Raw genomic sequence first — 18,322 nt, forward strand, 5'->3', positions numbered from 1 at the left:
ATGGCAAGATATATAGGACCAAAAACCAAAATTTCTCGTAAATTTGGAGAATTAATATATGGAAAGACTAATAAAAGTTTTGAAAAAAAAAAATATCCACCTGGTCAACATGCTAATAGTAGAAATATAAAAAAAACATTTTATTCAACTCAATTGTTGGAAAAACAAAAAAGTAAATATACTTATGGTATATTAGAAAGACAATTTAGAAAAATGTTTTATAAGGCTTCAAAAAAAAAAGGAATTAAAGGTGAAATACTTTTACAATTATGTGAATCTAGGTTAGATAATATTGTTTATAGATTAAACCTCTCACATTCTAGACCTGAAGCAAGACAATTAGTATCACATCGTAATATTACTGTGAATGGGCAAATTGTAAATATACCTTCTTTTAATTTAAAACCAGGAGATAAAATTTCTTTAAAAGGCTCTTTAAAAGGCTCTTTAAAAGGCTCTTTAAAAGGCTCTTTAAAAGGCTCTTTAAAAGGCTCTTTAAAAGGCTCTGATTGGTTAAGTTGGGATAATGAGAAAATGATAGGTATCTTTAAATATATTCCAAAAAGAAAACAAATTCCTGAAAAAATTAATGAAAAATTAATAGTTGAATTATATTCTAAATAATAGAAATATGTTTTTTTTAAAATTTAAACAATCAAAAAATTTCAGAGTATTAAAATTAACACCTGTAGAAGGTTTATTTAAAATAGAACCGTTATTTCCTGGATGGGGAGTAACAATTGGAAATAGTCTTAGGAGAGTGCTTTTATCGTCTTTAGAAGGATATGCAATATCGTCAGTTAAAATTGAAGGAGTAAATCATGAATTTTCTACGATAAAAGGGGTAATAGAAGATATGACAGAAATTATTTTAAATCTGAAAAAAGTACGTTTTAAAAAGAACAAAAAAAAAGAAAATTTTGACTCAGAAGTATTTCATATGATAATATCTAATAATAAAGAAGAAATCACTGCTGCTGATTTAGGGAAATCTATTAATAAATTTGATATATTAAATCCTGATTTAATAATTTTAAATAAACAAAAATTAATATCTTTAGATATAACTATTGTAATAAAAAAAGGGATAGGTTATGTCACTTCAGAAGAAAATAAAGATAATTTGATAGGATCAATTCCAATGGATTCTATATTTACTCCTATAAAGAATGTAAAATATAAAATAGATAACTGTAGTCTCAATAAAAATTCAAACTATGAAAGTTTGTTATTAGAAATAAAAACTGATGGGTCTCTAAATCCTAGAGATGCATTAACCAATGCCTCTAATATATTAATACAACATTTAAAAATGTTTATATATGAGACACGGAAAAAAAAATAATCATTTAGGAGTAAAGAGTTCTCATCGTAAATCAATGTTATTGAATATGGCTTTTTCTCTTCTAAAGAATAAGAGAATTATGACTACTTTAGCAAAAGCTAAAGCATTAAGAAATTATATTGAGCCTTTACTTACGAAAAGTAAAAAAAATACAATTCATTATAGACGTAATAATAAGCAATCTGTTTTAGAACTTTTAGAAAAAATATCATCAAAAATATATAATCGTACTGGAGGTTATACAAGAATTATAAAAACTGGATTTCGTGTAGGTGATTCTTCAGAAACTGCAATCATTGAATTAGTTGATTATTCATTCTGCTAGTTTTAATATCCCTTTATAAACAAAGGTAACCTCCCCCTTTAAAAAAATTTCTTTATAAGATTTAAGTAGTTTTTCAAACTTAACTTGTAAAGCACCTCCTAGGGTTTGGACTATAATTTTATTATATAATAATTTTTTTATATTATAAGCTGCAATTGCAGAGGCAGTTACTCCTGTTCCACAGGAGAAAGTTTCATTTTCCACCCCACGTTCATAAGTTCTAACATTTAAAATGTTTTTTTTTACTTTAACAAAATTAACATTTACTCCTTTTTTTAGATTTTTTTTATTAAATCGTATTTTGATTCCTTTATTATATACATTTATATAATTTTTCTTATTATCTATAAATAGAATATGATGAGGAGATCCTGTGTTTATACAGATATGTTTTTTATATACTTCCACAAGTTCAATATTTTTCATATTTAATGACACAATATTTTTTTTTATTGATGCATAATGAGAACCATCTATTGTTTGAAATAATGTATTATTATTATTTATAATACCTATTTTTTTTGCAAAATGTACAGAACATCTTCCCCCATTTCCACACATAGTTCCTTCTTTTCCATCAGAATTATAGTATTTCATATAAAAATCATATTTTTTAATTTTCTCAATTAAAATTAGACCATCAGCCCCAATTCCCAAATTTCTATTACACATGTTTTTAATTATTTTTTCACTTAAAAGAAATAATTTTTCAGTATTATTAATTATAATAAAATCATTTCCTGTTGCTTTATATTTCAAAAAGATAATTTTCATATTTTGTTTATTTAAAAAAATGAATGAATATCATATTCCTGTTTTATTAGATGAGATATTGTCTTTCTTAGTTAAAGAAAAAAATGGGATTTATATAGATACTACTTTTGGTGGTGGAGGGCATTCTTTATCATTATTAAATAAATTAAGTAATCAAGGTAGGGTAATTGCTTTTGATAAAGATATAGATTCTATAAAAAAGAATAATATTATTGATGCAAGATTTCATCTTATTAAGACAAATTATAGATTTATAAAAAAAATAATGAAATTATTTAATATTAATAATAATAAGGTATCTGGTATATTAGCTGATTTAGGAATTTCTTCTCATCAAATAAATTCTCCCAAAAGAGGATTTTCAATTAGATATAATAGTCTCTTAGATATGAGAATGGATCCGGATAATAAGATTAATGCCCAACATATAATAAATAATTATTCAGATAATGAATTATCTAATCTATTAATTAGATTTGGAGAAATAAAAAATAATATATCAAAATTAATTCTTAAACATAGAAAAAAAAAACAGATCAAATCTACATTTGATCTAATCAATAGTATAAATTTTTTTTCTAAAAAAAAAAATAAATTTTTCTCAAAAATATTTCAATCTCTTCGAATAGAAGTAAATGATGAAATCAATGCATTAAAAGATTTATTAAAAAACTCTTTATCAATATTAAAACCTGGAGGTAGAATTGCTGTGATCTCTTATCATTCTATAGAAGATAGAATAGTAAAAAAATTTTTAAAAACTGGAAATTTTAATGGAATAGTTCCATATGATAAATATGGGAATAATTTATCACCTTTAATTCTTTTAGAACCTAGAATAATTTTTTCCTCTAAAGAAGAAAAAAAAGAAAATAACAGATCAAGAAGTGCTATATTAAGAATAGCGGAAAAAAAAATCTAAAAACTTACTTATAAGCCGGATTATGTCATAATTTATCTGTGATAAAAGTTAGTTACCTTTTACCTATATCTGCCCACCCCCCGAATAATAGTTAAAGGGAAAACTACACTTTTTTTAAAAAAAAGTATCCGGTATATATGACATTTCACAACACAGAGTTTACAATATTTCACTACAGCCAAACTGTACTTTATTTCTGTTGCACAATTCCTCATCTCACGATGGACGGTTATTACCCGATGTGTTCCCTTAAGGTGTCCGGACTTTCCTCATTTTATTTAAAATATAAATAAACGCGATAAAGTAGTCTTTTTATTTTTTCCACACATTCAAAAAGAACAATTAATGATCCCATCAGGGAATCCAGATTTTTTAAAAATTTCCATTAAAACATATGCATAATGTTTTTCAGATGGTATCCATAATACAACATTTCCCATAAGGGCTGGTAAAGCTATATTAAATGGTGTTCTAGCAACAACAAATCCTAAACGAGGTTGCTTGTTAAATATTTTATTTGTATAAAATACATTAAATCTTAAAGAAAATATTAATTCACAAACCTTAAAATGAGATTTACATCTTATTGTAGCGGCATTAATTATAGATCTATATGGCCCAGAAATTAAATCAGCTGCTTTTAAAAAAAGATAAGCTCTATCGGCCCAAGATATATTTGACCAATATTTATAAACTGATAAAGATGAATTAATTGCTTTCTGAATATCTTTTTCTGATCCTTTTTTAGAAGTATAAATTTTTTCATTTCCAATATATTGGGGAATATCAATTTTAGATATTTCATCATAATTTTTTTTTATCTCTAGATTTCCTTTCACATTTACTTTATTTTTTTAATTAATTTTTTATATTCGTTATTAAAATAGGTTATCTCTCTAGTAGAAAGTTTTTTGACATTTACTTGTTTTAACAAAACATTCGAGATATTCTTTATATTTATACCTAAACATTCTTTAGAATTAATTTGCTTACATAATTCCGGATTATTTTGTTCTAATTTATTAGATTTGTAATATTTAGTTATTTTAATTAAAAAATCTTTCATTTTTTCCCCCATCATCTGTATTATACGTTTTTTATATGAAGATGATTTTAAATCAAATAAAATTTTGTTATCATTTTCTAAATAAAAATTTATATCATTATGACTTAATACAAGTTTATAAAATTCATTAATCATATTTTTTAATTCTAATTTCGAATATTTTCTTTTAGCAGGAATCTTAATATTTTTTATACATATGCTACACCCTTTATCCATTGCAATTGGCAATGTATTATATTTTAATTTACCATTTTCTATTATAAGCCTTATTCCTATATCTGATTCTATATATCTTGTCTCTATCTGGGTTAAAGCCTCAAATCCTTTAGTTGATTCTATTTTTCTCTCAAAACTTTTGATGGCATCATTTTTACTCATTCCTATACCATCATCTATAATATGTATTCTATTTTTGCCTCCATTTTTTAATATTATTTTAATATTTTCTGCAGAAGCATCTATAGAATTTTCTAAAATCTCTTTTAAGATATGTATTACATCTCCAGATTTATTTGATAAAAATTTGATTACATCAGTCATTATAAAGTAAGTAATATTGTGAAACTCTGGCAAAAAAATTTTGTACTTAATAAAGAAATAGAATTTTTTACAGTAGGAAAAGATAGATATTTAGATTTATTTTTAGCACCTCATGATGTTATAGGTACATTAGCACATATAATAATGTTAGAAACAATAGGTGTATTAAACATTAACGAATTAAATTCTTTAATTAAAGAATTACATATTATTTATGATACAATCATCTCTGGAAAATTTCAAATAGAGTATAATGTAGAAGATATACATTCTCAAATCGAATTAATGTTAACTAAACGTTTAGGAAAAATAGGTAAGAAAATCCATAGTGGAAGATCTAGAAATGATCAAGTTTTATTAGATATAAAATTATTTATTCGTAATAAAATACAAGAATTAGTCTTTATAATTCAAGATTTATTCAATGTCTTAATACAGTTAAGTAATCGTTATAAACATATATTAATTCCTGGTTATACACATTATCAAATTGCTATGCCTTCTTCATTTGGTTTATGGTTTGCCTCTTATGCAGAAAGTCTTATAGACGATATTTTTTTCTTAAAAAGCGCATATAATATTTCTAATAAAAATCCTTTAGGTTCAGCAGCTGGATTTGGATCATCTTTTCCATTAAATAGAAAACTGACAACAGAGATTTTAGGTTTTGAAGATTTAAATTATAATGTAGTATATGCACAAATGTGTAGAGGGAAAACAGAACGTATAGTTTCACAAGCTATTTCATCAATAGCTAATACTATTACTAAAATATCTCAAGATATATGTTTATATATGAGTAAGAATTTTGATTTTTTTTCTTTACCTGAAAATTTCACTACAGGATCTAGCATAATGCCACACAAAAAAAATCCAGATGTATTTGAATTAATAAGATCTAGATGTAATAAAATTATTTCTTTACCTAATCAAATATCAATTATAACTACTAATCTTCCTTCAGGATATCATAGAGATTTCCAAACTATTAAAGAAATTTTTTTACCAGTATTTGATGAAATAAAAAATTTAATATTAAGATTTACTTATCTGCTTAAAAAACTAATTATAAATAAAAATATAATATCTGAAAAGAAATATAAATATTTGTTTAGTGTAGAAGTAGTTAATTCTTTAGTTAAAGATGGTCTTTCATTTAGAGAAGCATATAAAAAAGTGGGACTAGATATCCAAAAAGGATATTTTCCCCCTATTACTGATATAAAACATTCTCATGAAGGAAGTATAGGCAATTTATGTAATAAAAAACTAAAATATTTAATGATAAAATTAATAAAAAATTTTAAATTTGAGGTTGTTAATAACGCAATTAATAAATTATTAAGTGACCTCGAAGGGAGTTGAACCCCCAACCTTCTAATCCGTAGTCAGATGCTCTATCCAATTAAGCTACGAGGCCTTTTTACAGTTATAATATAAATATAATATAAATTAATGAAAAAAATTAATAATGATATATATTTAAAATGGTATAAAGATATGTCATTTTGGCGAAAATTTGAAGATAAATGTAGGTCTTTATACTTAAAACAAAAAATAAGAGGATTTTTACATTTATATAATGGGCAAGAAGCTATACCTGCAGGTCTTGTTCATGCTATGGATCTTAAGAAAGATAAGATGATTACCGCTTATAGATGTCATATTTTACCGATTGCTATGGGGGTAAACCCTAAAAATATTATTGCGGAATTATTTGGTAAAAATACTGGAACTTCTTGTGGAATGGGGGGGTCTATGCATATTTTTAGTAAAAAATATCGTTTTTATGGAGGTCATGGAATTGTTGGCGGACAAATCCCTTTAGGGGCAGGAATTGCATTTGCTGATCAATATTTTGATCGTGATGGTGTAACAATAACAATTATGGGGGATGGAGCTGTTAATCAAGGATCACTTCATGAAAGTTTTAATATGGCAATGATTTGGAAATTACCTGTTGTGTTTATATGCGAAAATAATAGATATGCAATGGGAACTTCTGTAAAAAGAAGTTCTAATATTAAAGATATATATAAAATAGGTTTTTCATATAAAATGCCATCTTTTTGTGTAGATGGAATGGATCCGTTAAAAATATATGAACATGCTTATAATGCAATATCAAGAGCTAGAAATGGTAATGGTCCTACATTTTTAGATATTCTCACTTATAGATATAGAGGTCATTCAATGTCAGATGCAGAAACATATAGGAGTAAAAAAGAAGTAAATGAATCTAAAAATAGAGACCCTATTCTTCTTATAAAGCAATATATTTTAAAAACTAAAATAGTTACAGAAAAAGTTTTAAATTCATTTCAAGATGAAATTAATAAAAAAATTAATGAATGTGTGAAATTTGCAGAATTGTCAGATTCTGCAAATGTAGAAAAACTGTATAGTGTGGTTTATAATCAAAAAGATTATCCATTTTTAGAGAAAAAAAGAAAAAAATAAATAATATGGCAGAAGTTATATTTATGCCTCGTCTAAGTGATACTATGGTAGTAGGTACTGTTGTAAAATGGCAGAAAAAGATAGGTGAGAAAATTTTAGAAGGAGATATTATAGCGGAAATAGAGACTGATAAAGCAATTCAGGAATTGGAAGCTGAATATAATTCTACATTGCTTTATATTGGGATCAAAGAGGGAGAAAGTGCCCCAGTAAATAGTGTATTAGCTATTTTAGGTTCTGAAAATGAAGATATTAGTTCTTTGTTAAAGCAAAATAAAATTAATAATAATTATAAAAGAATTTTTATTTCTCCTTTAGCTAAAAAATTAGCTTTTGATAAAGGCATATTATTAGATAATATTAAAGGGACTGGAATTAATGGACGAATTCTAAAAAAAGATATAGAAAGATATATTGATAATAATTTAGATGATGATGAGAAAAAAAGTTCTAATGAAGTTAACCATTCTAATATTAGAAAAATAATTAGCAAAAGATTAATTAATTCTAAAATTGAATCACCTCATTATTCTTTATTTATAGAAGTAATTATGGATAATTTAATTAAATTAAGAGACTCGATTAACGAAAAAAAAGATTTAGATAAAATTTCTTTTAATGATTTAATTGTGAAAGCTTCAGCTTTAGCTATAAAAGAAAATACAAAAATAAATTCTTCTTGGACAGAAAAAAGTATATTATATCATAATAAGATAAATATAGGGATAGCAGTAGCATTAGAAGATGGTTTAATTGTTCCTGTAATTAATCAGGTAGATGAAAAATCTTTAAGACAAATCTCTTTTGAAATAAAAGAAAAAGTAATAAAAGCTAAAGAAAAAAAAATAAAATCTAATGAATTAGAAGGTAGTACTTTTACTGTTTCAAATCTTGGAATGTTTGGTATAGATTCATTTACTTCTATTATAAATCAACCTAATTCTTGTATTTTATCTGTAGGAAGTATTAAAAAAAAACCTATTATAAATAATGAGAAAATTGTAATAGGTCATACTACTAAATTTACATTAACATGTGATCATAGAATTATAGATGGCGCCGTAGGTAGTGATTATTTAAAAAGTTTAAAACACTTATTACAAGAGCCATTAAATATAATGATTTAAATTACTTTTTTTAACAAATTTTAAATATAGAATTGGAAGTATGAAGATACTAAGACTAATTAAAGAAAATGAAATATTGAAAATTTTGCTTTGTAAAAAAAAAGTAAAATAATCATCTGGATAGAGAATCTCATAAATAGAAATGATTAATTTGATTCCTAATAATATTATTATAATAAATGCAGATTCTTCTAAAGACGAATAGATTTTTTGATATCTTAATATCTTTACTGTACTAATTCTTATTAAAAAGATACTTATAAAGATTCCTAAAACAATTAATAATGTATTATTGGAATAAGATAATACTCCCAAAATGTTATCTATTGAAAATAAAATATCGATTATTTCGATATAAATAATCGTTTTCCAAACTTTAGTTTTCTTTAAGTTTAAAACCATCAATGGTCTTTTTTTAGAGAGAAAATGATTAATTCCTAAATATATTAAGTATGAACCCCCAATTATCTTTAACAACCACATTTTCATTATTACAGAAGCAATAAATAAAGAAATTATTCTAAATATAGATGCCCCGATAATACCATATTTTAGCGCTTTTTTTCTATCTTCTTTATTCAGGTTACTAACCATAGTAGTTAATATTGCAGCATTATCTATAGATAAGATAGCTTCTATTAATACTAAGTTAAAAATTTTACATATAGAATGTAGAGGATTGTCTAAAATTTCTTTTAAAAACTTTTTATACATAAGTGTGAATATAAAGGATTCGGATTCTAGTATAGCTTGTTAAGAATTATTAAAATTCATTAAATTAAATATATGTCTAAAATTTCTTTTAAAAATTTTTTATACATAAGTGTGAATATAAAGTATTCGTATTCGTATTCGGATTCTAGTATAGCTTGTTAAGAATTATTAAAATTCATTAAATTAAATATATGTCTAAAATTAGAATTGGGATAAATGGATTTGGAAGAATAGGTAGGTTGCTATTTAATGCTTCTATAGAGAGAGAAAATATTGAAATAGTGGCTATAAATGATATATTAAATGTTGATTATATAGCTTATATGTTAAAATATGATTCAACACATGGACTTTTTAAAGGGAAAATAGAAATAGATAATGATCATCTAATAGTTAATAATCAAAAAATTAGAATAACCTCTGAAAAAAATCCATCTAAACTTGATTGGGGAGTTATAAATGCAGATTACATAGTAGAATCAACAGGAGCTTTTCTTACATATGAAAAAGCATATAATCATTTAAAATCTGGTGCTAAAAAAGTAATATTGTCTGCACCTCCTAAAGATGATATACCTATGTTTGTAATGGGTGTAAATAATTTTCTTTTAAAAAAAAATCAAAACATCATATCTAATGCATCATGCACTACTAATTGTTTAGCTCCTATAGCTAAAATATTAAATGATAATTTTGGAATTTTAGAAGGATTAATGACAACTGTTCATTCAGCTACAGCAACTCAGAAAGTTGTTGATTCTCCATCAATTAGAGATTGGAGAGGAGGCCGTTCTGCACTAGTTAATATTATTCCATCATATACAGGTGCAGCTATTGCTGTTGGCAAGGTAATACCTGAATTATCTGGAAAATTAACAGGAATGGCTTTTAGGGTTCCTACTGTTAATGTTTCAGTAGTAGATTTGACAGTTAGTTTAAAAACTAAAACAAATTATGATGATGTAAAGTATGTTATGAAACAAGCTTCAGAAAATGAATATAAAAATATTTTAGGATATATAGAAGATCCTGTAGTATCAATGGATTTGATTGGAGATAAAAGAACATCAATATTTGATGCCAACGCAAGTATTATGTTAAATTCTACTTTCTTAAAAATAATATCATGGTATGATAATGAAGTAGCTTATTCTAATAAATTACTAGATTTAATAGAATATATAAATACTTTGTAATTATTATTTTGGAATTTCATTTAAAAAAATAAGAATCTTATTTTTTCTATCAATTTTAAAAATGAGATTATTTATCCAATTAGTTATTATTAAAAAATTAGTTTTAATATAAAAATTATATCTCAGAATTTGAGATAATACTTTTTGGGAAAAAATACATGAAGATTTACATTCAATAAGAAGATAAGGTTTTTTGTTTTTATAAACGATAATATCTATACGTGTTTTAACATTATTAATTGTAAAATATTTTTCTACAAAAATAGAAGATATATTATAACCTTTATTATATATTAAATAATATAACATATGTTGTCTAACATATTCTTCTTTAGTAAGAATATAATATTTCTGTCTAATTAGACAATAAATATATGTATTATTATTATGATATTTATATTCAAAGTTATATTTCATTTTCATATTAAATGTTTTTAAAATTATGGAAAAAAATCTACTTACTATTTATGGAATAAACCCTTTATTTGAAGCAATAAAATATAAAAAAAAAATTTATAAAATATTCATAATAAAAAAATTTCTTAATTTTAAATTAAAAAAAATAATAAAATTTTCTTATTTAAAAAAAATTCCACTTTTTGAAAGATTTAATCTTAAAAAAAAGAATAAAAAGAATCAAAATAATCAAGGAGTGTTTGCAATTATTGATCCTATAGAATTCTATAAAATAGAAGATATAATACCTAATATTTATAATAATGGAAAAATTCCATTGTTACTAATTTTAGATAGTATAACAGATGTTAGAAATTTTGGTTCTATTGTTAGAACTTCAGCTTGTACTGGTGTAGATGCTATTATTATATCTAATAACAATCTAGTAAATAGTGATTCTATCAAAACCTCATCAGGTGGACTTTTTAAAGTCCCAATTTGTAAAGAAAACAATATTATTAAAATAATTAAAATTTTAAAAAATTATGGAATTCAAATTATAGCTGTAACAGAAAAAACAGATTATATATGCTATAATATTAATTATAGAAATCCTACAGCTTTTCTATTAGGAAGTGAAGAAAAGGGTATATCAATAAATTATTTATCTATTTGTAATAATAGAGTTAAATTACCTTTAATAAAAAATTCTTTAACATCTTTAAATGTTTCAGTAGCTTGTGGGGCTCTTTTATATGAAGCTATTAGACAAAGACTTTTTTATTAGATAAGTATATCAAATAAATCTGGATTATCATTAATATATTGATAATGTATATTATAATGTTTCATTTTTTCAATCATTCCTGAAAAATCTTCTTTATCTGATAATTCTATTCCTATTACAGCTGGACCTTCTTCTTTAGAAGTTTTTTTAGAATATTGAAAATATGTGATATCATCATTGGGACCTAAAATAGTACTTACAAATTCTTTAAGTGCTCCAGCACGTTGAGGAAATCTAACTAAAAAATAATGTTTTAATCCTTTATAGATCAAAGATCTTTTTCTAATTTCTTCCGTTCTAATAATATCATTATTTCCTCCACTTAAGATACAGACTACATTTTTATTTTTGATTTTATCAGAATAAATATCTAATGCTGATATAGATAAAGCACCAGCAGGCTCTGCTACGATTGCTTCTAAATTATATAAATCAAGTATTGTTGTACAAACTTTACCTTCATGTAAAGGTTTTATATCATATAAAACTTTTTTACAAATATTAAAATTTAATAATCCTACTTTTTTTACAGATGCACCATCTATAAATTTATCTATATTTTTTAATTCAATTACTTTATTTTCAATAAATGAAAAACTCATAGAAGGCGCTCCTTTAGGTTCTACACCTATTATTTTAGTATATGGACTTATATGATAAAAATAACTTCCAACTCCAGAAGCTAATCCACCACCTCCAACAGGGAGAAAAATATAATCTATCTTATCTTTCATTTGTTGTAAAATTTCTAATCCTACTGTTCCTTGTCCTTCTATAATTCTTTTATCATCAAATGGATGTATCAATTTTTTTTTCTCTTTTTTACAAGATTTAAATGCTTTATAACTACATTCATCAAATGTATCTCCTGTTAAGATTATATTAATATAATGTTTTCCAAACATTTTAACTCTATCTATTTTTTGTTTGGGAGTAGTTATAGGCATATATATTGTACCAAATATTTTTAATTTATTACATGAATATGCTACACCTTGTGCATGATTACCTGCACTTGCACATACAATCCCATTTTTCAGATCATCATTTGATATACTTTTAATTTTATTGTATGCACCTCTAATTTTATATGATCTTACGATTTGTAAATCTTCTCTTTTTAAGAAAATATTACATTTATATTTTTCTGATAAAATTGTATTTTTTTGTAAAGGAGTATTATAGATTATATCTTTTAATATATATTTTGCTTCTATTATATCTTTAACTGATGGAAAATATTCGTTTATTGATGAATTCACTTATTTAGAAATTAAATATTATTAAAAGGCTTATTTTTTTACTTTATTTAAAATAAGCCTAAACTAAATTAATTATGGTCTTAGTTTACGTACTATTTCACCTGTTTTCCATAATTCACTTTCTTTAATTTCTTTTAATTCTTTTTTAAGATTTTCTCTATAATCATTTTTACTATTTGATAGTATCGTTTTTTCAGCTTCTTTTCCTGAAGAAACTTCTTTATAAAGATTTCTGAATATAGGAAGATTAATATCTCTAAATTTTTTCCACCAATCTAAAGCTCCTCTTTGTGCAGTTGTAGAACAATTTTCATACATCCAATCCATTCCTTTTTCTGCTATTAAAGGCATCAGACTTTGTGTTAATTCTTCTACAGTTTCATTAAATGCTTCTGATGGAGAATGACCATTTTCTCTTAAAACTTGATATTGAGCAGAAAAAATTCCTTGTATAGCACCCATTAAAGTGCCTCTCTCTCCTGTTAAATCAGAATAAACTTCTTTTTGAAACGTTGTTTCAAATAAATAAGCTGATCCTATTCCAATTCCTATTGAAAAAGCTCTTTGTTTTGCTTTTCCAGTATAATTTTGATATATAGCATAACTTGAATTAAGACCTTTTCCTTCTTTGAAGAGTCTTCTTAAACTAGTTCCTGACCCTTTTGGGGCAACAAGAAATATATCTATATTTTTGGGAGGTACAATATTTGTTTTTTTATTAAAAGTTAATCCAAAACCATGTGAAAAATATAAACCTTTTCCTTCAGAAAAAGATTTTTGAATTTTTGGCCATACTGCAATTTGCCCAGCATCAGATAATAAAAACATTATTATTGTACTTTTTTCTACTCCTTCTTCTATAGAAAATAATGTTTTATTTTCTATCCAACCATCTTGTAAAGCCTTTTCCCATGATTTTGAATTTTTTCTTTGCCCGACTATTACATTAAATCCATTATCACGTAAATTAAGTGCTTGTCCAGGACCTTGAACTCCATAACCTAATACACATATAGTTTCATTTAAAAGAAAATCTATAGCTTTTTCTAAAGAAAAATCTTTTCTTGTTATAATTTCTTCTTCTATATTTCCAAATTTTAATTTCATAAATTTTATTTTAAATTATAAAAATAAATTTTTTTTATTCCTAAAATTCTTTTTATTTGTTTAATAATTTTATTAAAATAATATATTTTATAATTTGTTATTTCAATTTTTATAATGTATACATAATTAGTATATAATTTTTTATTTATTAAAATAATATTATTAATCTTAATATTTCTTCTATTAAAGATTAGAATCATTCTTATTAATAAACCTATTATATTATCTGATATAATTATTATATTAATTTTTTTCATAAAATTAATCTAATCTCCTCTATAGAATCCCCAGGAGGAATCATAGGAAAAATATTATATTCTTTTTCTATAATTATTTCAAGTAAATATGAATTTGTTTGATTTAACATCATTTTAATATATTTTTTTAATTTTTTTCTATAAAGAATTTTTTTAGACTTTATTCCATAAGCTTCACCAATTTTAATAAAATCTGGATTGACAATATTAGTATGTGAGTATCTTCTTTCAAAGAATAATTCTTGCCATTGTCTCACCATTCCTAAAAAATTATTATTTAATATAATTATATTTAGAGAGATCTGTTGTTGCAGAATAGTACCTAATTCTTGTAGAGTCATTTGAATTCCTCCATCTCCCACTACACATATTATTTGACTATTTTTAGCACCTATTTTAGCACCTATAGAGGCTGGTAAAGCAAACCCCATTGTTCCCAATCCACCAGAAGTAATTTGACTTTTCTGACAAGTAAAATTAAAATATCTAGAAGCAGACATTTGATGTTGTCCTACATCTGTTACTAAAACACTATTATCTTTTTTATATAAATTAATACAATTAATAACTTCACCCATAGTTATTCCTCTATTAAGAGGATATAAATCATATTTTATAACTTTTTTTTTTTCTTTTTTTTTTAAAAAATTAAATTTTTCTATCCAATGATGATTAATTTTTAGATCTCTATTAAGATTAGATAATAATTGTTTTAAAATCTTTTTACAATTTCCTAATAAAAATATATTTGTATTAAGATTCTTATTAATTTCATATTCATCTATATCTATATGAATAATCTTAGATTCTTTAGCATATTTAGTTATATTTCCGGTAACTCTATCATCAAAACGCATTCCTATTGCTATTATTACATCCGATTGGTTTGTTAACATATTAGGTGCATAATGCCCATGCATTCCTAACATTCCCATGTTTAAAATATTTCCTGTTTTTAACACACATAACCCTAAAAGGGTACTAGCTGCAGGAATATTAGTTTTTTCTATAAATTTTTGTAATTCTTTTTCTGCATTAGCTAAAATTACTCCTTGCCCAATAAGAATAAAAGGTTGACTAGAATTCTTAATAACAGTAGCTGCTTTTTTTATTCTTTTTCGATTTATACTTTTTTTATAAAAAATTTTATTTATTTTAATAAATTTTTTATATTCTAAATTTGAGAATTCTAGTTGTGCATCTTTTGTAATATCTATTAGAACTGGACCTGGTCTTCCAGATTTAGCTATCAAAAAACCTTTTGATATAATATATGATATATCTTTAGCTTTTGTTACTTGATAATTCCATTTTGTAACAGGTAGAGAGATATCTATTATATCAGTTTCTTGAAATGCATCAGTACCTAATAAATTAGATGAAACTTGTCCAGTAATGCATAGTATTGCTGTACTATCTATTAACGAATCCGCTAAGCCAGTAATTAAATTTGTTGCTCCTGGACCTGAAGTAGTAAAACATACGCCAACTTTTCCACTAACTCTAGCATAACCTTGAGCGGCATGTATAGCACCTTGTTCATGACGTGTTAAAATATGTGATATATGTTTTTTATAAAAAAATAATGCATCATATATAGGCATAATAGCGCCTCCAGGATATCCAAATATATATTTAGTATTTTCAATAATCAGTGTTTTTATTATAATTTCTGATCCTTTCATCTCATGATTCATAATTACATATCTGTTACACATCCATTATAAGCAGATGATACAGTTTTTGTATACTTATATAAATAACCTGAATTTACTCTCAAAGGTGGAGCAATTAAAAATTTTTTTCTATTTTTTATTTCTTTTTTTGAGATTTTTAAGGTTATAGTATTCCTTATTGCATCAATTATTATAATATCTCCATTTTCTATTAAAGCAATTAATCCTCCATTTTGAGCTTCTGGAGTAATATGACCTACTACAAATCCATGAGATCCTCCTGAAAATCTACCATCAGTTATTAAAGCAATTTTTTTACTTAAATTAGCCCCCATTATATAAGAAGTAGGTTTAAGCATTTCAGGCATTCCTGGACCTCCTCTGGGACCTACATATCTAATTACTATTACATCTCCTTCTTTAATTTTCTTATCAATTATTGCTTTATTAGCAGAGTTTTCTGAATTAAAAACTTGTGCAAATCCTGAAAAAATATCACCTTCTTTTCCAGTAATTTTAGCAACAGCCCCATAAGGTGCTAGATTACCATATATAATACGTATATGCCCATTTTTTTTTATAGGTCTTAATAAAGGATAGATAATTTTTTCTTTAAAAGAAATATCAGGTATATTTTCTAAATTTTTTTTTATTGTGTTTCCGGTTACAGTAAGACAATCTCCTTCTATATATCCTTCTTTTAATAAATATTTTATAATTATAGGAATACCTCCCATAGATTGTATATCTTCCATTAAAAAATCTCCACTTGGTTTTAAATTAGCTATAATTGGAACATTATTATTTAGATTTTTAATCTCATTTAATTTTAGATCTAAATTAGCAGTTTTAGCTATTGCTAAAATATGTATTACTAAATTTGTTGATCCTCCTAAGGCTATTGCTAGAGTTATAGCATTTTTTATAGATTTATAAGTAATAATATCCAATGGTTTAATATTATTTTTTAAAATATTATTTATATAATAACCTATATTAATACATTCTTTTTTTTTAAAGCTAGTATTAGCTAATGATGAAGATGAATATGGAATTGTAATTCCCATTGCTTCAAGACAAGAAGCCATTGTATTAGCTGTATACATTCCTCCACAAGCTCCAGGACCAGGGCAAGCATGTTTAATTATATTTTTATATTCTAATTCTGTAATTTTCCCTATATTTTTTTCTCCTAAAGCTTCAAAAGCAGAAACTATATTTAATTTTTTCCCATTATAATATCCTGATGATATACTACCTCCATATACTAATATAGAAGGTCTATTCATACGTAACATTGCCATAACTATTCCAGGGATATTTTTATCACATCCTGGAATTCCTATTAATCCATCATAATGGTGAGTTTTAACAACACTTTCTATACTATCAGCTATTAATTCTCTTGATGGTAAAGAATATCTCATTCCTGATGTTCCCATAGACATACCATCACTAATTCCTATAGTATTAAATTTAAAACCCACCATCCCATTTTTTTTTATAGATGATTTTATATTATTACTAATAATATGTAAATGCATATTACATGGATTACCTTCATACCAATTACTAACTATGCCAACTTGAGCTTTATTAAAATCATATTCTTTTAACCCAGTAGCATACAGCATTGCTTGTGCAGCAGGTAAAGTATTATTTTTAGTTAATTTAATACTAAATGTATTATTCGCCATTAAATTTGTATAAAGTTTTTTTTGAAGACTTGAATAAAAAAGATTTTAAATCTACTTGGGTTTATCAAAACAAAATATTTTATATTATAATTAATATTAAAATCTATAATAGATTTTTTAAAAAAATAATAAAAATTGTACCTAATTATTTATTATTTGTAGAACACAACAATGTTTATACATTAGGTAAAATAGGATCATATAAAAATTTATTATTGAATAATAAAAATCTTATAATTTATAAAATTGATAGAGGAGGAGATATTACATATCATGGTCCAGGTCAATTAGTTTGTTATCCTATATTTGATATTATTAATTTGTCTTTAGACATAAATAAATATTTACGTCTTATTGAAGAAGTTATAATTCAACTTATATATAATTATTGTGTTAAAGGATATAGAATTTATCATGAAACAGGGGTATGGGTATATACTAGGAAAATATGTGCAATTGGTATTAAAGTAAGTAGATTTGTAACAATGCATGGTTTTGCGTTAAATGTAAATACAGATTTAAGTTATTTTCAGAATATAATTCCATGTGGAATAAAAAAAAGTGTTACATCACTAAATGTAGAAAAAATAAATCATATTGATATTTTGGAAGTAAAATTAATTTTTAAAAATAAAATAAATTTTTTATTTCAAATTAAATTTCTTTAAATT

The 18,322-nt window shown here is 24.3% G+C and carries 20 protein-coding genes, 1 tRNA gene and 1 other RNA gene; 10 read left to right on the top strand and 12 right to left on the bottom strand.

The window, feature by feature from the left end; genetic code table 11:
• Genes rpsD through rplQ form a run of 3 tightly spaced genes read left to right on the top strand, consistent with a single transcriptional unit; the run spans position 1 to position 1,670 of the window.
• On the top strand, positions 1–624 hold the full coding sequence (gene rpsD, locus MP018_RS00005; RefSeq protein WP_259288625.1) for a 30S ribosomal protein S4: 624 nt from the start codon (positions 1–3) through the stop codon (positions 622–624).
• Positions 625–631: 7 nt separating this feature from the next.
• A complete protein-coding gene (rpoA, locus tag MP018_RS00010) occupies positions 632–1,345 on the top strand; it encodes a DNA-directed RNA polymerase subunit alpha (protein WP_259082730.1) in 714 nt (237 codons plus the stop codon).
• Positions 1,323–1,670 (top strand): 50S ribosomal protein L17, encoded by a 348-nt coding sequence (gene rplQ / locus MP018_RS00015; RefSeq protein ID WP_020931734.1) that lies wholly within the window; start codon positions 1,323–1,325, stop codon positions 1,668–1,670. The genes rpoA and rplQ overlap by 23 nt, the downstream gene beginning before the upstream one ends.
• Here the strand turns inward: rplQ and dapF are convergent.
• On the bottom strand, positions 1,659–2,444 hold the full coding sequence (gene dapF / locus MP018_RS00020; protein WP_259082729.1) for a diaminopimelate epimerase: 786 nt from the start codon (positions 2,442–2,444) through the stop codon (positions 1,659–1,661). The genes rplQ and dapF overlap by 12 nt on opposite strands.
• 19 nt (positions 2,445–2,463) lie before the next feature.
• On the opposite strand from dapF, the gene rsmH reads away from it, so the two are divergent.
• Positions 2,464–3,366, top strand: a complete 903-nt coding sequence (rsmH, locus tag MP018_RS00025) for a 16S rRNA (cytosine(1402)-N(4))-methyltransferase RsmH (protein ID WP_259288626.1) — start codon at positions 2,464–2,466, stop codon at positions 3,364–3,366.
• Here rsmH and rnpB read toward each other — a convergent pair.
• The 3 genes from rnpB to MP018_RS00040 all read right to left on the bottom strand — a co-directional run bounded on the left by rnpB (position 3,362) and on the right by MP018_RS00040 (position 4,972).
• An RNA gene (rnpB, locus tag MP018_RS00030) (RNase P RNA component class A) lies at positions 3,362–3,678 on the bottom strand. The genes rsmH and rnpB overlap by 5 nt on opposite strands.
• 17 nt (positions 3,679–3,695) lie before the next feature.
• Positions 3,696–4,205 (bottom strand): aldehyde dehydrogenase family protein, encoded by a 510-nt coding sequence (locus tag MP018_RS00035; RefSeq protein WP_259082727.1) that lies wholly within the window; start codon positions 4,203–4,205, stop codon positions 3,696–3,698.
• Positions 4,206–4,207: 2 nt separating this feature from the next.
• The gene (locus MP018_RS00040; protein WP_259288627.1) at positions 4,208–4,972 is read right to left on the bottom strand and encodes an ATP-binding protein; all 765 of its coding nucleotides are present in this window, start codon (positions 4,970–4,972) and stop codon (positions 4,208–4,210) included.
• Between the two features lie 18 nt (positions 4,973–4,990).
• Between MP018_RS00040 and argH the strand changes: the two genes are divergently transcribed.
• A complete protein-coding gene (gene argH / locus MP018_RS00045) occupies positions 4,991–6,337 on the top strand; it encodes an argininosuccinate lyase (protein WP_259082725.1) in 1,347 nt (448 codons plus the stop codon).
• On the opposite strand, the gene MP018_RS00050 is transcribed toward argH, so the two are convergent.
• Positions 6,319–6,392, bottom strand: a tRNA-Arg gene (locus MP018_RS00050). The genes argH and MP018_RS00050 overlap by 19 nt on opposite strands.
• Positions 6,393–6,427: 35 nt before the next feature.
• Here MP018_RS00050 and pdhA point away from each other — a divergent pair.
• The gene (gene pdhA / locus MP018_RS00055) at positions 6,428–7,432 is read left to right on the top strand and encodes a pyruvate dehydrogenase (acetyl-transferring) E1 component subunit alpha (protein ID WP_259288628.1); all 1,005 of its coding nucleotides are present in this window, start codon (positions 6,428–6,430) and stop codon (positions 7,430–7,432) included.
• 5 nt (positions 7,433–7,437) lie between these two features.
• Positions 7,438–8,559: a dihydrolipoamide acetyltransferase family protein gene (locus tag MP018_RS00060; protein WP_259288629.1), complete on the top strand. Its 1,122-nt coding sequence runs from the start codon at positions 7,438–7,440 to the stop codon at positions 8,557–8,559.
• On the opposite strand, the gene MP018_RS00065 is transcribed toward MP018_RS00060, so the two are convergent.
• Positions 8,542–9,273, bottom strand: a complete 732-nt coding sequence (locus tag MP018_RS00065; RefSeq protein WP_259082722.1) for a DUF475 domain-containing protein — start codon at positions 9,271–9,273, stop codon at positions 8,542–8,544. The genes MP018_RS00060 and MP018_RS00065 overlap by 18 nt on opposite strands.
• Before the next feature lie 191 nt (positions 9,274–9,464).
• On the opposite strand from MP018_RS00065, the gene gap reads away from it, so the two are divergent.
• The gene (gene gap / locus MP018_RS00070) at positions 9,465–10,469 is read left to right on the top strand and encodes a type I glyceraldehyde-3-phosphate dehydrogenase (protein WP_259082721.1); all 1,005 of its coding nucleotides are present in this window, start codon (positions 9,465–9,467) and stop codon (positions 10,467–10,469) included.
• A gap of 3 nt (positions 10,470–10,472) precedes the next feature.
• Here the strand turns inward: gap and MP018_RS00075 are convergent, their stop codons facing one another.
• The gene (locus MP018_RS00075; RefSeq protein ID WP_259285630.1) at positions 10,473–10,886 is read right to left on the bottom strand and encodes a type I restriction enzyme HsdR N-terminal domain-containing protein; all 414 of its coding nucleotides are present in this window, start codon (positions 10,884–10,886) and stop codon (positions 10,473–10,475) included.
• A 25-nt stretch (positions 10,887–10,911) separates the two neighbouring features.
• On the opposite strand from MP018_RS00075, the gene MP018_RS00080 reads away from it, so the two are divergent.
• The gene (locus MP018_RS00080; protein WP_259082719.1) at positions 10,912–11,652 is read left to right on the top strand and encodes a TrmH family RNA methyltransferase; all 741 of its coding nucleotides are present in this window, start codon (positions 10,912–10,914) and stop codon (positions 11,650–11,652) included.
• On the opposite strand, the gene ilvA is transcribed toward MP018_RS00080, so the two are convergent.
• The 5 genes from ilvA to ilvD all read right to left on the bottom strand — a co-directional run bounded on the left by ilvA (position 11,649) and on the right by ilvD (position 17,651).
• A complete protein-coding gene (ilvA, locus tag MP018_RS00085) occupies positions 11,649–12,914 on the bottom strand; it encodes a threonine ammonia-lyase (RefSeq protein ID WP_259082718.1) in 1,266 nt (421 codons plus the stop codon). The two genes, MP018_RS00080 and ilvA, sit on opposite strands and share 4 nt — an antisense overlap.
• A gap of 72 nt (positions 12,915–12,986) precedes the next feature.
• Complete coding sequence (gene ilvC / locus MP018_RS00090) at positions 12,987–14,021, bottom strand: ketol-acid reductoisomerase (RefSeq protein ID WP_259082717.1); 1,035 nt, start codon at positions 14,019–14,021, stop codon at positions 12,987–12,989.
• Between the two features lie 5 nt (positions 14,022–14,026).
• Complete coding sequence (locus tag MP018_RS00095) at positions 14,027–14,278, bottom strand: acetolactate synthase (protein WP_259082715.1); 252 nt, start codon at positions 14,276–14,278, stop codon at positions 14,027–14,029.
• The gene (gene ilvB, locus MP018_RS00100) at positions 14,275–15,975 is read right to left on the bottom strand and encodes a biosynthetic-type acetolactate synthase large subunit (RefSeq protein ID WP_259288630.1); all 1,701 of its coding nucleotides are present in this window, start codon (positions 15,973–15,975) and stop codon (positions 14,275–14,277) included. The genes MP018_RS00095 and ilvB overlap by 4 nt, the downstream gene beginning before the upstream one ends.
• A 2-nt stretch (positions 15,976–15,977) precedes the next feature.
• Positions 15,978–17,651, bottom strand: a complete 1,674-nt coding sequence (gene ilvD, locus MP018_RS00105) for a dihydroxy-acid dehydratase (protein WP_259082712.1) — start codon at positions 17,649–17,651, stop codon at positions 15,978–15,980.
• Here ilvD and lipB point away from each other — a divergent pair.
• Positions 17,636–18,319, top strand: a complete 684-nt coding sequence (lipB, locus tag MP018_RS00110) for a lipoyl(octanoyl) transferase LipB (protein WP_259082710.1) — start codon at positions 17,636–17,638, stop codon at positions 18,317–18,319. The genes ilvD and lipB overlap by 16 nt on opposite strands.
• Positions 18,320–18,322 lie beyond the last annotated feature (3 nt).

The organism is Candidatus Karelsulcia muelleri (assembly GCF_024818015.1).
GTDB lineage: Bacteria > Bacteroidota > Bacteroidia > Flavobacteriales > Blattabacteriaceae > Karelsulcia > Karelsulcia muelleri_C.

Excerpts from the sequence above, each read along its gene's own strand:
- rpsD (WP_259288625.1), top strand. The coding sequence starts at position 1 with ATGGCAAGATATATAGGACCAAAAACCAAAATTTCTCGTAAATTTGGA.
- rpoA (WP_259082730.1), top strand. The coding sequence starts at position 632 with ATGTTTTTTTTAAAATTTAAACAATCAAAAAATTTCAGAGTATTAAAA.
- rplQ (WP_020931734.1), top strand. The coding sequence starts at position 1,323 with ATGAGACACGGAAAAAAAAATAATCATTTAGGAGTAAAGAGTTCTCAT.
- dapF (WP_259082729.1), bottom strand. The coding sequence starts at position 2,444 with ATGAAAATTATCTTTTTGAAATATAAAGCAACAGGAAATGATTTTATT.
- rsmH (WP_259288626.1), top strand. The coding sequence starts at position 2,464 with ATGAATGAATATCATATTCCTGTTTTATTAGATGAGATATTGTCTTTC.
- MP018_RS00040 (WP_259288627.1), bottom strand. The coding sequence starts at position 4,972 with ATGACTGATGTAATCAAATTTTTATCAAATAAATCTGGAGATGTAATA.
- pdhA (WP_259288628.1), top strand. The coding sequence starts at position 6,428 with ATGAAAAAAATTAATAATGATATATATTTAAAATGGTATAAAGATATG.
- MP018_RS00060 (WP_259288629.1), top strand. The coding sequence starts at position 7,438 with ATGGCAGAAGTTATATTTATGCCTCGTCTAAGTGATACTATGGTAGTA.
- MP018_RS00065 (WP_259082722.1), bottom strand. The coding sequence starts at position 9,273 with ATGTATAAAAAGTTTTTAAAAGAAATTTTAGACAATCCTCTACATTCT.
- gap (WP_259082721.1), top strand. The coding sequence starts at position 9,465 with ATGTCTAAAATTAGAATTGGGATAAATGGATTTGGAAGAATAGGTAGG.
- MP018_RS00075 (WP_259285630.1), bottom strand. The coding sequence starts at position 10,886 with ATGAAATATAACTTTGAATATAAATATCATAATAATAATACATATATT.
- MP018_RS00080 (WP_259082719.1), top strand. The coding sequence starts at position 10,912 with ATGGAAAAAAATCTACTTACTATTTATGGAATAAACCCTTTATTTGAA.
- ilvC (WP_259082717.1), bottom strand. The coding sequence starts at position 14,021 with ATGAAATTAAAATTTGGAAATATAGAAGAAGAAATTATAACAAGAAAA.
- MP018_RS00095 (WP_259082715.1), bottom strand. The coding sequence starts at position 14,278 with ATGAAAAAAATTAATATAATAATTATATCAGATAATATAATAGGTTTA.
- ilvB (WP_259288630.1), bottom strand. The coding sequence starts at position 15,975 with ATGAATCATGAGATGAAAGGATCAGAAATTATAATAAAAACACTGATT.
- lipB (WP_259082710.1), top strand. The coding sequence starts at position 17,636 with ATGTATTATTCGCCATTAAATTTGTATAAAGTTTTTTTTGAAGACTTG.
- ilvD (WP_259082712.1), bottom strand. The coding sequence starts at position 17,651 with ATGGCGAATAATACATTTAGTATTAAATTAACTAAAAATAATACTTTA.